The organism is Citrobacter europaeus (assembly GCA_020099315.1).
Taxonomy (GTDB): domain Bacteria; phylum Pseudomonadota; class Gammaproteobacteria; order Enterobacterales; family Enterobacteriaceae; genus Citrobacter; species Citrobacter europaeus.
Genome location: CP083650.1, coordinates 1834287 through 1848179 on the forward strand (window position 1 = coordinate 1834287; position 13893 = coordinate 1848179).

At 50.8% G+C, this 13893-nt stretch carries 11 protein-coding genes and 1 pseudogene; 10 read left to right on the forward strand and 2 right to left on the reverse strand.

Going from position 1 to position 13893, the window contains the following annotated elements; genetic code table 11:
• Window positions 1–6: 6 nt before the first annotated feature.
• The 9 genes and pseudogenes from LA337_08585 to tssJ all read left to right on the forward strand — a co-directional run bounded on the left by LA337_08585 (window position 7) and on the right by tssJ (window position 11097).
• Window positions 7–849: a hypothetical protein gene (locus tag LA337_08585; protein UBI17731.1), complete on the forward strand. Its 843-nt coding sequence runs from the start codon at window positions 7–9 to the stop codon at window positions 847–849.
• 75 nt (window positions 850–924) lie between these two features.
• On the forward strand, window positions 925–1767 hold the full coding sequence (locus LA337_08590; GenBank protein ID UBI17732.1) for a hypothetical protein: 843 nt from the start codon (window positions 925–927) through the stop codon (window positions 1765–1767).
• 74 nt (window positions 1768–1841) lie between these two features.
• Window positions 1842–2708, forward strand: a complete 867-nt coding sequence (locus LA337_08595) for a hypothetical protein (protein UBI17733.1) — start codon at window positions 1842–1844, stop codon at window positions 2706–2708.
• A gap of 89 nt (window positions 2709–2797) precedes the next feature.
• Window positions 2798–3979, forward strand: coding sequence for a hypothetical protein (locus LA337_08600; GenBank protein ID UBI17734.1), 1182 nt, complete (start codon window positions 2798–2800; stop codon window positions 3977–3979).
• A gap of 3 nt (window positions 3980–3982) precedes the next feature.
• Window positions 3983–7366, forward strand: a complete 3384-nt coding sequence (locus LA337_08605) for a type VI secretion protein VasK (protein UBI18425.1) — start codon at window positions 3983–3985, stop codon at window positions 7364–7366.
• Window positions 7367–7492: 126 nt separating this feature from the next.
• Window positions 7493–7759, forward strand: a pseudogene (locus tag LA337_08610) (PAAR domain-containing protein).
• A gap of 23 nt (window positions 7760–7782) precedes the next feature.
• Window positions 7783–9546 (forward strand): type VI secretion system baseplate subunit TssF, encoded by a 1764-nt coding sequence (gene tssF / locus LA337_08615; protein ID UBI17735.1) that lies wholly within the window; start codon window positions 7783–7785, stop codon window positions 9544–9546.
• Window positions 9510–10580, forward strand: a complete 1071-nt coding sequence (tssG, locus tag LA337_08620) for a type VI secretion system baseplate subunit TssG (protein ID UBI17736.1) — start codon at window positions 9510–9512, stop codon at window positions 10578–10580. Before tssF ends, tssG begins: the two co-directional genes overlap by 37 nt.
• Complete coding sequence (gene tssJ, locus LA337_08625; protein UBI17737.1) at window positions 10561–11097, forward strand: type VI secretion system lipoprotein TssJ; 537 nt, start codon at window positions 10561–10563, stop codon at window positions 11095–11097. Before tssG ends, tssJ begins: the two co-directional genes overlap by 20 nt.
• A gap of 39 nt (window positions 11098–11136) precedes the next feature.
• On the opposite strand, the gene LA337_08630 is transcribed toward tssJ, so the two are convergent.
• Both LA337_08630 and mdtH read right to left on the reverse strand, forming a co-directional pair.
• A complete protein-coding gene (locus LA337_08630) occupies window positions 11137–11697 on the reverse strand; it encodes a lipoprotein (protein UBI17738.1) in 561 nt (186 codons plus the stop codon).
• 114 nt (window positions 11698–11811) lie between these two features.
• A complete protein-coding gene (gene mdtH / locus LA337_08635) occupies window positions 11812–13020 on the reverse strand; it encodes a multidrug efflux MFS transporter MdtH (protein ID UBI17739.1) in 1209 nt (402 codons plus the stop codon).
• A gap of 259 nt (window positions 13021–13279) precedes the next feature.
• Between mdtH and rimJ the strand changes: the two genes are divergently transcribed.
• A complete protein-coding gene (gene rimJ / locus LA337_08640) occupies window positions 13280–13864 on the forward strand; it encodes a ribosomal protein S5-alanine N-acetyltransferase (protein ID UBI17740.1) in 585 nt (194 codons plus the stop codon).
• The last annotated feature ends 29 nt before the right edge of the window (window positions 13865–13893 follow it).

Consider the following 13893-nt stretch of genomic DNA (forward strand, 5'->3'; position numbering starts at 1 on the left):
AATATTATGACTAAAAAGCCAGGCAATAAAGTAAAGCGTCGCGCATCACTGTCCGCCTCTGAGAATAAAAAAAAGGAACAGCATACAGCAAACGTTGAAACACAACGCCCCAAAAACCCTTTCTATCGCCGTTCCGTACTGATCCCGCAGGCGGAAAGATGGCAGGAGGATCTGCCGGTTCAGTGGCTGGAGCACGATGTTGAACCCAATGCTATCTGGCTGAATGAAAAGAATGATATCTGGCTGGAAATTCCCCGTTATGAGAATCAGATCTCATGGGGCGGCGGCGATATTTTTGCCTTCCTTTTAGTGCCATTTATACTTTTTTACTTAATAGCTCCTTTTGTAATTAAATGGGATGTGAGTATTTTTTTAGGCTCTTTATTAACTTGTGCTTTTTTTATATCTTTCTTTAAATTATTGATCAGAATGACCTATCACACGCCACGCGGTACGCCCGTGCGCCTAAACCGTAAGCGGCAGAAAGTCTATATTTACGAACATCACCGCAGCAGCTGGAATCCGTGGATAGACTGGCCGGTGGAGGTCCGGGTGTTTAACTGGGATGAAGTGCGCGGAGAAATCACCTATGAAGCCGGACGCTACAACCAGGGTTACCAGCTGCACGGCGCGGTGTGCCAGCCGGGAACCAGCCATGTCCGGGAGCGGTTTGCGCTGACGTGGACGGTGGGGGATAAAGAGGCGCTGCGCGAGCTGTGGTGCTACTGCTGTCACTATATGCAGCACCGTCCGGTGCCTGAGACGGCGCGTTTTGCAGAACACCCGCAGCAGTGGGGTCATATTCACTGGCCGGAAGCGCTTGACGCTGAATCACGGACGGCACCGTAAGCGACTGGAAAAATAAATATAACGTTGAGGATGTGCTTTCATTAACGCTAAATGTAAAAGGATGAATATAATCACATGGCTAAAAAAACAGTCAATAAAGTAAAGCGTCGCGCATCACTGTCCGCCTCTGAGAATAAAAAAAAGGAACAGCATACAGCAAATGTTGACACACAACGCCCCAAAAACCCTTTCTATCGCCGTTCCGTACTGATCCCGCAGGCGGAAAGATGGCAGGAGGATCTGCCGGTTCAGTGGCTGGAACACGATGTTGAAGCCAATGCTATCTGGCTGAACGAAAAGAATGATATCTGGCTGGAAATTCCCCGTTATGAGAATCAGATCTCATGGGGCGGCGGCGATATTTTTGCCTTTCTTCTAGTGCCATTTATAATTTATTATTTAATTAATCCTGTTCTATTCGGATGGGATGTAAGAATTTCTTTAGTATCATTGTTAGCATTATTTTTCTTTATTTCTTTATTTAAACTATTGATCAGAATGACCTATCACACGCCACGCGGTACGCCTGTACGCCTAAACCGTAAGCGGCAGAAAGTCTATATTTACGAACATCACCGCAGCAGCTGGAATCCGTGGATAGACTGGCCGGTGGAGGTCCGGGTGTTTAACTGGGATGAAGTGCGCGGAGAAATCACCTATGAAGCCGGACGCTACAACCAGGGTTACCAGCTGCACGGCGCGGTGTGCCAGCCGGGAACCAACCGTGTCCGGGAGCGGTTTGCGCTGACGTGGACGGTGGGGGATAAAGAGGCGCTGCGCGAGCTGTGGTGCTACTGCTGTCACTATATGCAGCACCGTCCGGTGCCTGAGACGGCGCGTTTTGCAGAACACCCGCAGCAGTGGGGCCATATTCACTGGCCGGAAGCGCTTGACGTTGAATCACGGACGGCACCGTAAGCGACTGGAAAAATAAATATAACGGTGAGGATGCGCTTTCATTAACGCTTAATGTAAAAGGATAAATGAATATTATGACTAAAAAGCCAGACAATAAAGTAAAGCGTCGCGCATCACTTTCCGCCTCTGACAATAAAAAAAAGAAACAGCATACAGCAAACGTTGAAACGCAACGCCCCAAAAAACCTTTTTATCGCCGTTCCGTACTGATCCCGCAGGCGGAAAGATGGCAGGAGGATCTGCCGGTTCAGTGGCTGGAGCAGGATGTTGAACCCAATGCTATCTGGCTGAATGAAAAGAATGATATCTGGCTGGAAATTCCCCGCTATGAGAATCAGATATCATGGGGCTGCGGCGATATTTTTGCTTTTTTTTCAGTGCCATTTATACTTTTTTTTCTAATTTGCCCTTTTATTTCCGGGATGGATATAATCACTTTTTTAATATCATTTATTGGATTTGTTTTTTTTCTCTCTTTTTTTAAACTTTTGATCAGAATGACCTATCACACGCCCCGCGGTACGCCCGTGCGGCTAAACCGTAAGCGACAAAAAGTCTATATTTACGAACATCACCGCAGCAGCTGGAATCCGTGGATAGACTGGCCGGTGGAGGTCCGGGTGTTTAACTGGGATGAAGTGCGCGGAGAAATCACCTATGAAGCCGGACGCTACAACCAGGGTTACCAGCTGCACGGCGCGGTGTGCCAGCCGGGAACCAGCCATGTCCGGGAGCGGTTTGCGCTGACGTGGACGGTGGGGGATAAAGAGGCGCTGCGCGAGCTGTGGTGCTACTGCTGTCACTATATGCAGCACCGTCCGGTGCCTGAGACGGCGCGTTTTGCAGAACACCCGCAGCAGTGGGGTCATATCCACTGGCCGGAAGCGCTTGACGTTGAATCACGGACGGCACCGAATAATGATTCAACCGCCGGTGTGTAAGAATGTAATCACACTTTTCCGCAATCAAATCTTATTTATCTCTGTCGCAATAATAAATCATGCCCGTAAATTTAAAGTTGATTCCACCGGTGGCTCAGAAACCTAAACTTCCGATCGGCAGACGCTGGTTGAAAGGTCTGACTGGATTACTGGTGATAGGTTCCGGTTGGGCTTATTTTACCGGGTTGTCATTTCATTCGTCGGTATTCTGGATATTTTCAGCCGGGCTCCCGCTTACCGTGTGGCTGGTTGCAATATGGCTGCGTATTATGGTTTACCTTCCCGTGTTAATTCAGGCCCAGGCCTGGGATCGACGAAGAGAGGAGTTATTACTGCGTGAAATTCGTCGTGGTCGTCGCGCATTGCAGATATTGCACAGCGCATTTATTACGCCACACAGTGAGCACCAGCCAACGGGCAGCTCTTCTGTAAATATGTTAAAGCAGAATAAGCCTCTCCTGCATATGCAACCATCATGGCATGGAATAGAACGTTTTCGCCATAGTCGCTTACCCCTGGAGCCAGGGATGAAGCGAGATGACCTGGTTAAGCAGATATTCGACAGATTAATGGCTGGAATTGCACGACATCTTAACCAACTGCCGGACCATCAGCCCATAGCGCTATTGTTTGAAACCAATACATCACTATCTCGCCAGCGGTTGCACACGCTTTGGTGCAATGCCTGGCAACAACGTGATATTCGTCAACCCATCGAGCCTGTGACCGGGTACGGGTTGAACGTTATTGATAGCTGGCTGGACAGTCGAATCCACGAAGAAACGGTATTACTGATCATCGCGCTGCAGGTTGCTCCAGACGATCCAGATGGGACCGGGGAGGCGGCCGTTGCACTGCTGTTTGGCAATCGCATGACCCAAAATATCCTTCCTCCTCTGGCATGGGTTCATCGACCGGAAGCGAGTTTTGCCGACACGTTGGCAGAGAGCATTGCTCAAGCGTTGGATTGGGTGCCCGTTCAACCTGAAGATGTCCACGATCTCTGGTCATCCGGTCTGTCGCACCAGCAGCAAAGTACGATAGCTGCGCTGAATGCGCATCCGCCTCTTCAGGGGATAGAGATGAATAGCCGGTTATATAACCTTGACCGAACGTTAGGTGAAACGGGGTGCGTTGCCCCCTGGCTGGCTATCGCTGCCGCAGCACAAGGTACAAAAGAGTCGCAACTGATTATGAGTGGTGAAACAGGGAGCACAAAAATGTGGAGCGTGGTGGTTTCACCTTGTCAGACTGCAAAGGAGAAGGTCTAAGTGATGCGGTTTTTATTACCGATTAAAAATCCGACAGTGCGTTACTGGCTGATAGCAATGGCACCTATGCTGATTTCGGCAATTGCCTGCCTGATAATCTGGTACTGGCCAGAAAAAGTCGGCATGTTGCCGGGAAGCCTGAAACATTCTCGCTGGATAACCGGGTTGGGGGCGACAACTGCGGTAACCGGTGTATATGCGGTATTGACCTGGTTTAGCGCGCGATCTTCTGGTCGCCAGAGTTTCGACCTTACCCGGGCGCATATCCAGGGTGATGATCAACCTCGCATTAGTGAGAGTTACCAACATCACCAGCAGTCGACCCCATTTGCGGATATGTACGCGTATCTACACCGTCAGTATGGACTCTTCTGGCGTCAGCGGGTGCGTGTAATACTTGTCATCGGGGAAGAGACTGAAGTCGCATCGATTGCGCCAACGCTTGCCGAGAAACAATGGCTGGAAGGTGAGGGTACCGTACTGATTTATGGTGGTAGCCCGCAGGAATCAGTAGATCTCGGACCTTTATCGACGTTGCGTAAATTACGCAGTGCCCGACCTGTGGACGGAATCATTCTGTCGCTCAGCTACGAACAAGCATCAAGCGCTCAATGGATGAGTGATTCGCGACGAAGCCTGGAGCAAACAGGTAACGCATATCACTGGCTACCGCCAATATGGTTGTGGCAAACGGACCCGAGCATGCAAGGGACCCGCATTACTCAGGCGGTAGGTGTTTTCTTTCACGAAAAGACTTGCCCGGAGAGTGTTGGTCGCGAGCTAACCCGTTTGCTGCCGCAGCTATGTGAACAAGGGATGCGTCAGATTTTTACTGATAACCGCCATGATTATCTATTGCGACTTGGGCAGTGGCTGAAGTTGGGAGGGATTGAAAGCTGGCAGCGGATCCTCACGCCGTGGCTGTCTGGTAAGCAATGGCGGATGCCCATATGTGGGCTGATGTTTAGTCCCTCTGTAACGGTCGCGGCGGCGTCAGTTATTCATGCGCATTACTGGTCACCACCGGCCGCGTTTCATGGCGTACTGAAAAGGGGGGCTCAGGCTACTGGGCGGCATATGGGGTTATCCCGAGGTCGGATAATGTGTTACGTGGTGGCGGTAGTTATCGGTCTGTGGGGCGTTGGCAGCCTGATATCGTTTGCCGCCAATTATTATCAAATGACTTCCCTGACAAACAAAGCGCAGCAGTTGGCGATCGGTGAGCAGGTATCAGATGCTGAACTGATACAACTGAATGAACTGCGAAATGATATTGAGCGCATTCAGACACAAAAAAACACAATAGGGTGGCGTCATTTTGGTCTGAATCATGATACTGAATTATTGGCCGTTTTACTCCCGATTTATGGGGTGGCAAATAATCGCCTGATGAGAGACGAGGCTGCGCGGGTGTTGTCTGAAAAACTCGATGCTCTGACGCATCTTCCGCCGGGAAGTCAGCAACGCGCTGACCTGGCAAAATCGGCATACGATCAGCTTAAAGCCTGGCTGATGATGGGCCGCCCGGAAAAGGCCGACCCCGCCTTTTTTTCTCAGGTGATGACGCTGACACAACCGACGCGTAAAGGGATTTCTACCGGTATCTGGCAGAGTCTGTCGCCGGACTTGTGGGGATTTTACATGCAAACTTTACCTGGGCAGCCTGACTGGAAAATTATCCCAGATGCACAGGTGATGGTGGCAACCCGGCAGATCCTGCTAGCGCAGATTGAACAACGTAATGGCGATAATGCTATATATCTGAAAATGCTGGGATCCGTTTCCCGCAATTTTCCGGATATGCCCTTGGCGCAGATGACGAATGATACGGATGCCGCGCAATTGTTTACCACTTCGGAAACCGTTCCTGGGGTATTTACCCGCCAGGCATGGGAAGGGCAGGTGCAGCAGGCAATAGCTGACGCAGTGGCATCACGCCGCGAAGAAATTGACTGGGTGCTGAGCGACAATCAAAAAAATAGTCGTGCTGAGGTTTCTCCTGAAGCATTAAAACAACGACTGACAGATCGCTATTTTAGCGAATACTCTGGGTCATGGCTTAAGTTCCTCAACAGTTTACGCTGGAAGCCGGCGCGAAATCTTTCAGATGTTGTGGATCAGCTTACGCTAATGAGCGATGTACGCCAGTCACCGGTAGTTGCACTGATGAATACTTTGGCATGGCAGGGGCAGGCAGGAAAAAAACGTGAAGCCCTGTCCGATTCATTGATGAAATCGGCAGAAAAAATATTGCAGAAAGAAGAGGAGGCACCGGTTATTGACCAACATGCAAACGATATGACCGGTCCGTTAGATGAAACGTTTGGCCCATTACTGGCGATAGCCGGTAAGGGTGATACGCCGAATAACCTAACGACTGAAACCTCATTAAGTTTTCAAACATTTCTCACTCGCGTGACCCGAGTCCGCCTGAAGCTGCTCCAGGTCACTCATTCAGCCGATCCGCAGGTCATGATGCAGCAACTGGCACAGACGGTGTTTCAGGGCAAAAATATTGATCTTACCGATACGCGGGAATATGGCAGTTTGTTAGCAGCGGGGTTAGGAGAGGAGTGGAGTGGTTTTGGTGACGCGCTTTTTGTGCAACCCCTGACGCAGGCATGGGAGCAGGTCCTGCAACCATCGGCTGCGGGAATAAATGAGAGCTGGCAACGTACGGTTGTTTCTGACTGGCAGGAAGCAACAGATGGCCGATATCCGGTGAGTGAGGGGCGCAGTGATATTCCACTGCCGGTTCTGGCTGAGTTTATTCGACGTGATACCGGAAAGATCGACCAATTTCTTCATGAGAATCTCGCGGGTCTAATGCACCGTGAGGGGCGTCGCTGGGAAGTAGACGAAATGAATACCCAGGGATTAATTATTAATCCGGAATTTATCCAAGCCGTTAACCGTCTTGGTGAGGTTCGCGACGCCTTATTTGCTGATGGTAGTCAGGGGATGCGTTTTGAGCTGCGCGCGCGCCCAGTACCGGACGTTGTGGAAACGATACTTTCCATTGACGGACAGCGACTGCACTACTTTAACCAGATGGAAAGCTGGCAGAGTTTCCGTTGGCCGGGAGAAAGCCAGAGACCCGGCGCCATGCTGACCTGGACAACCACGCAGGGAGGGGCAAATCTTTACGGGGACTATCCGGGAGAATTAGGCTTAATTCGTTGGCTGGAACAAGGACGAGCGGAGAAACGTGATGATGGAATGTGGCAACTCACCCTCAGTGCGCCAGACGGTAAAAAACTGTGTTGGTTAATGCGCACTGGGCCAGGCGGTGGGCCGCTGGCATTATTAAAATTGCGAGGTTTTGTCCTGCCGAAGGATATTTTTTTGGTGAGTCGCCAACGAAATTCAGACGCTGGAATAAACTAGCCCAGCCTTCAGATGCTCAAATACGTTCCTGACGAATGTGTCCCTCTTATGTCACTTCAACGAAACTCGAAATCTATCGGTATATAAAAATAATATGCTGACGATAAAGAGCAGTAAGGAGAATATATGGCTGGATGTTATTTGGTTGTAGGCGATAAAACCACCTGCGGAGGGGTAATTATTGAAGGTGATCCCACGCATACTATTATGGGGATACCTGTAGCAAGAGAATTTGACCGGGTTACCTGTGGGCGTTTTATTGGCATATTCAGCATTGTTGGCGGAATTGTGCCCGATACTATCAACGGTCGAATGCCTGCCGGCTCGCAGGAAAGTCAAAGTACCTGTCCATGTCAGTCTTTGTTTATTCCTTCCATGATAACTGACACCTACACTATTTAATAAATGAGTATTCCATGGATGATTTAACCCTGCGTTACTTTGACGCCGAAATGCGCTACCTGCGCGAAGCGGGCGAGGAGTTTGCCCGCGCCCATCCTGACCGGGCGGCGATGTTGAATCTGGATTGCCCTGGTGCTCGCGATCCTTATGTCGAGCGGTTGTTTGAAGGCTTCGCTTTTCTTATGGGGCGGCTGCGGGAAAAACTGGATGACGACCTACCGGAACTGACCGAAGGGTTAGTGAGTTTGCTATGGCCGCATTATCTGCGGACGATCCCTTCGTTAGCGATTGTGGAGTTGACGCCACAATGGCGCGAGATGAAAGAGCGGATGGTTGTAGAGAAAGGATTTGAGGTGCTTTCTGGCCCGGTAGGTGATAAGCGTACCCGCTGTCGTTACACCACTACTCGGGATGTCACATTGCTGCCGTTGTTGCTGGAGATGGCGCGACTGGACACCGATCCGGACGGACGTTCCGTGATCAAACTGCGTTTTTCCTGCAGTGAGCTGGCCGACTGGCAGCAGGTAGATCTGAGTCGACTTGCATTTTATCTCAATGCCGATGCGCCGCTGGCCTGTGCATTACATGAAGCGTTGTCGCTAAATGTGGCGACTATACGTTTGCGATTGCCAGGACAGACAGATGATCAAGCGCTGGAAGCCTGGTTCACGCCAGGGGGATTTGGCAATGAGGATAACCTCTGGCCGAAGGATAGCGGTGCGTTTGGCGGTTATCAGCTGTTGTTGGAGTACTTCACTTTTCGGGAAAAATTTATGGCGCTGGCGCTCTGCGGACTTGAACAGGTTGTTCTCCCGCAAAGGCTCCCCTGGTTCGAACTTGATGTCGTTTTGAAACGCCGCTGGGATTATGACTTCACCTTCAGTGAAAAACATATCCGCCTGCACTGTGTGCCAGTGATAAACCTTTTTCCTCTGGAGTCTGACCCGCTGACCCCTGATGCCTTGCAGACCGAATATTTGTTACGTCCGATGCGTATTCAGGATGGCCACACTGAAATTTACTCTGTAGATTCCGTTATTTCGTCAAAGCACTCCGGGCATCAGGTTTTTGTGCCATTCACCAGTTTTCGCCACAAAGGGGGAATGTTACGCCATGACGCACCAGAATATTATTATCACACCCGAGTAAAACGTGGCCCTTCCGGTCTACATGATACCTGGCTAATCCTCGGTGGTAAGGCTTTTGATAACTACAGCGTACCTGAAGGCGAAAGCCTGTCATTAAGTCTTACCGGTACGAACGGTCAACTACCTCGTCGGGTATTACGCAGTACGTTGCTCGACACCGTTGTAAAGTCTACCGCGGCGAATGTCCGAGTCCGTAATCTGACGGCGCCAACGCTTCCCTGTTATCCACCAAACCGTGACCGTTTTCACTGGCGTGTATTAAGCCATCTGGGGAGCAGTTTTCTGTGGATGATGGATAACCCGGAAGTATTGCGTGGAACTCTGGCGCTTTATGACTGGACGGACGATGAAATGAATCGACGCCGTCTGGCCGCTATTGTTGACGTTAAGCACAGCGAAACGGAGCGTTTCGAGCGCGGGCATCTGCTACGCGGTGTGCAGATAGAGGTCACCCTTGATAGCAATGGTTTTGCCGGCCGCGGAGACATCTGCCTGTTTGGTGAAATGCTCAATCGCTTTTTTGGACTCTATACCGACATCCACCTGTTTAATCGGTTGATTCTGATCTTACAACCTACGGGGGAGCAGCTAGCATGGGACGAAAATCCGCGCAACCCAGGGATGCGCTAACATCACGTCTGAAAGAAGATATTAGTCGTATTAATTTTTATCGATTTTGCCAGCTTCTGGAAAACCACGGCGCTCACCGACTGGGGGAAAGTGATAACCCGCATGATGATATGGTGCGTTTTCGTCCCCATCCTGGTGTAGGGTTTCCCGCTAGCGAACTGAAAGCTATTGAGTGCGATCCTGAGCATCCGGATGCCCCTCTTACGGTCCGCTCAACCTTCATGGGGCTTTACGGTGTGGATTCACCGCTGCCGACAACATACATAGATGACATCACGCAAAGGCGCGATGGTCACGAGGTACTGGAAACCTTCCTCGATATTTTCAACCATCGTATTTTGACGCAGTTTTACCGCATCTGGCGAAAATACAGTTACCCAGCCACTTTTGAAGCGGGGGGGCGCGATAGTACTTCGCGCTGCTTATTGGGACTCATTGGCTTAGGGATCGCCGGTACACAGGAGCATATTGCCACACCGTCATCGCGTTTCCTCGCCCTGTTGGGGATTATGCGCCAGCCCGGGAGAACGGCAGAAGGTATTGCCCGGTTGGTCAACTTACTGGCGCCGAACACGCGTACTGACGTCATAGCACACGATCTGCGTACGGTGGCGATTCGACAACCTGCAGGACTGTTTGATGAACAACCATTAAGGCTGGATGGCCATACGATACTGGGGGATGAGGCAACCGATGCAGCCAGTCAGTTATTAATTTCACTCGTGACTGATGATGCAACAGAAACGGAGGGCTGGTTACCCGATGGGGGGCTTTTGACCGACTTGCTGGTATTACTGCGTGTTTATCTGGGGTGGCGCTATCGGGCGCGGATTATGTTGACTCTTCCCACCCGTCTGCTTCCTGAGCCTGTGCTGGGTGAGTCACCTGTGCGACTGGGTCTTACCTGTGTTAATGGTCTGCAAAAAGGAGACAGGGACTTACCGGACGACTTCACGGTAGAACTTGAACATTACCGTGGTCTGACACCCGCTATGATAAATAAGGGCATAAAGCGTGTTCATTACCGTTTTTAAAATGAAAAATATTCTTCCCGTACTGGCATTAATACTCAGTGGCTGCGGCTTCTTTCAGTCAGTAAGTGACGGTACCCGCTCCGCTGCAAGCTCTCTTTTTTATAAACAGATTAAGATATTACATCTTGATATCTCTGGCCGGGCCGCGCTCAATACTGACAGCCGCGAGCAAAACAGCGCGCCACAGTCGGTTATAGTGCGTATTTACCAGTTAAAAGATGAGAAGCGTTTTAATCAGACTCAGTACGAACAACTGGTCGGTTACGGGGCTAACCTGTTAAAAGAGGATTTACTGGCTGAGCAGTTTGTGGTGGTTAAGCCCAATAGCGCCGTGACGCAGGATATGCCGATGGAAGAGGGAACACAATTTGTGGCGATTGTGGCTCTGTTTCGCGATCCTGATATGACCAAGGGCAACTGGCGGTTGGTGGTCAAACGCAACGATCTTGACCCCGATGAGGCACGTAAAATCGTGCTTGATGGCCATAGTATGACGATGCTGCCAGAGGAAAAGTAATCCCTCATAGAAAAGGGCGCATCGGCGCCCTCTGTTTTATTAGTCAGTGAACGGGATGATGATTTCGCCCGGTTTCACCTCAATACCTTTCGCCAGTTTTTTCGCCAGCGCTTCACCCTGGCTACTGTCATCCTGCAGAATATACGCTGGCTGCTGATTGAAATAGTTTCGCAGCGACTGATTCAAATAAGGCATCAGCGTTTGCAGCACCGACTGCATTTTTTCCGGTGTGACGGTGGCATCCACAACTTCCATCTCTTGCAGATAAATCGCGCCTTTTTCTTTATTGAAGACCGGTAAGGCTTTGAGTTTCAGCTTCATGGTCGCTTTTTGAGTGCCAAACAGCGAGTTCATGTCCAGGTTGGCATCACCGGTCAGCGTCACTTTATTGGGTTCTTCACGGCCTATCTGGCTGGCGAGATTGTTTAGTACGATATGCGCTTCAGCGACGCCAGGCAATCCGATATCTTTAGAAAAGTTATTATGTTTCGCCAGGGCCTGATTAATCTCTTGCTCGCTAACCGTGTATTGCGTGAGTTGATTACAACCAACCAACAGGCCGCTGACAATGAGCGCAGCGGCAAAAAGAAGCTTTTTCATGGGGTTCCTCAACATGATGCTTGTGGTGTAATCGTGACACAAAGCATCATCGAGTACCAGCGCCGCGGCTACCAGCAGAAAAAACTGAAAAATGCGCGTACGCCGGATTGGCTATCAGGCGTCAGGCTCCAGCATACCCCTCGTTGGGCGTTTGAGGCTGAATTGCCAGCCCAGCGCCAGGAAAGTGATGAAGCCGATGATACCGAGCATCATCCAGGGCAGTTCAGGCTGCGCCAGGGCTTTACCCATGTCAAACAGCCAGCCGCCGCCGACATAACCAATTGCACCACCGATAGCGAGCCCCAGTCGACTGAATCCCATATAGCTTCCTCGGGCACGTGCATTCGCCAGCGAGGCGCTCAGGGTTTCACGCGCCGGTTCGGCGATGATCGAGCCAATATAGAAGGTGCAGATCAGGGTAAACAACTGCTGCAAATTCCCGACCAGACCGATGGGCATCATGCTCAGAGACATCACCAGCAGCCCGGCCATCAGGCGATGCTCAAGGCGAAAGCGTTTTTCACTCCAGCGAGCAATCGGGTAGAGCAACGTTAAAGAGAGGCACGCCTCGATGGCGTACATCCATTTTACAGCAGCCGGTGAGCCAGCGATGTCGTTCACCATGATTGGCAGCATCAGCATCACCTGCACTGCCAGCATGTAATAGCCTGCCAGCGTCAGCACATAGGTGACAAAGCGCTTGTCATGCATGACATGGCTCATCCCTTCGCGCACCGGTATTTTTACCGTCGACAGCTTCCATGCCGGGAGCAGCCAGGCGTTAAACGCCGCGCACAGAACGAATAAAATTGCGCCGGTGGCACATACCAGACGAAAATCGTATTGCAATAACCAACTGCCGAGCAACGCGCCGACCACGGCCCCGGCGCTATCCTGCATCATCAGAATAGAGAAAAAACGCCCGCGCTTTTCCGGGCGGATCAGTTTGACCACCAGCGCCGAGCGGGGAGGGTCGAACAGCGTACCGCCCAGCCCGGAAAGAAAGCAGGAAAACCACAGCAGCCACGGCTCATGAGCAATGCCCATGGTGGCAAATCCGGCAGCGCGCATCAGCATGCCGGTGACGATCATTGGTTTGGCGCCGAAACGGTCCGCAATAGCGCCGCCGAAAATACCCAACCCCTGCTGGATAAATTGACGTAATCCAAGTGCGATACCGACCATCACGGCAGCCCAGCCCATTTGGTCGACGAAACGAATTGAGATCAGCGGGAAAACGACGAAGAAACCCAGCACGACCAGCATATTATCGATGAGAAGGAAGTATTTACCCAGGTTCCTTGCCTGCGAGACTTGCGACATTTCCCCTCCAGGGAAAAACTCGTCACTCTGGATAGAGTTTAAAAGATAAGCACCTCCTATTCTGCGGTGTCGTCATCGCTTTTCCCACCCTTCGCGGGACAATATTTTTTTATCAAAAGTCCGTCTTGATAGAGAGTTTTCATCAAAATGTGTGAATAATTCAAAAAATGGCATTTTGCTCTTTTCACAGGGTGTATTCGCACAGGTATAGTAATGCGAATAGCGTATTGAAGACGTTACGGGAAGGAGTAGGTATAGAATGTTTGGCTATCGCAGTAACGTGCCAAAAGTGCGCTTAACCACGGACCGCCTGGTCGTGCGTTTGGTGCATGAGCGTGATGCCTGGCGTCTGGCAGATTATTACGCAGAAAATCGTCATTTCTTAAAACCCTGGGAACCCATTCGCGATGAAAGCCACTGCTATCCGTCCGGCTGGCAGGCGCGTCTGAGTATGATCTCTGAGTTTCATAAACAAGGCACCGCATATTACTTTGCGCTGCTTGATCCGGAAGAAAAAGAAATTATCGGCGTTGCTAACTTCTCGAACGTGGTGCGGGGATCCTTCCACGCCTGCTATCTCGGTTACTCCATTGCGCAGAAGTGGCAGGGACAGGGACTGATGTATGAAGCCTTAACGTCGGCCATCCGTTATATGCAGCGTACGCAGCACATTCACCGCATTATGGCTAACTACATGCCACATAATAAACGCAGCGGTGACCTGCTGGCGCGACTGGGTTTTGAAAAAGAAGGATATGCTAAAGACTACCTGCTGATTGACGGGCAGTGGCGCGATCACGTGCTGACGGCGTTGACGACATCAGAATGGACCCCCGGCCGCTAAGTTTCAGATGCAGCCATGATTAATGGAGA

Bases quoted from the DNA above. Each gene is read 5' to 3' on its own strand.
- LA337_08585 (UBI17731.1), top strand. From the start codon at position 7: ATGACTAAAAAGCCAGGCAATAAAGTAAAGCGTCGCGCATCACTGTCC.
- LA337_08590 (UBI17732.1), top strand. From the start codon at position 925: ATGGCTAAAAAAACAGTCAATAAAGTAAAGCGTCGCGCATCACTGTCC.
- LA337_08595 (UBI17733.1), top strand. From the start codon at position 1,842: ATGACTAAAAAGCCAGACAATAAAGTAAAGCGTCGCGCATCACTTTCC.
- LA337_08605 (UBI18425.1), top strand. From the start codon at position 3,983: ATGCGGTTTTTATTACCGATTAAAAATCCGACAGTGCGTTACTGGCTG.
- tssF (UBI17735.1), top strand. From the start codon at position 7,783: ATGGATGATTTAACCCTGCGTTACTTTGACGCCGAAATGCGCTACCTG.
- tssG (UBI17736.1), top strand. From the start codon at position 9,510: ATGGGACGAAAATCCGCGCAACCCAGGGATGCGCTAACATCACGTCTG.
- LA337_08630 (UBI17738.1), bottom strand. From the start codon at position 11,697: ATGAAAAAGCTTCTTTTTGCCGCTGCGCTCATTGTCAGCGGCCTGTTG.
- mdtH (UBI17739.1), bottom strand. From the start codon at position 13,020: ATGTCGCAAGTCTCGCAGGCAAGGAACCTGGGTAAATACTTCCTTCTC.
- rimJ (UBI17740.1), top strand. From the start codon at position 13,280: ATGTTTGGCTATCGCAGTAACGTGCCAAAAGTGCGCTTAACCACGGAC.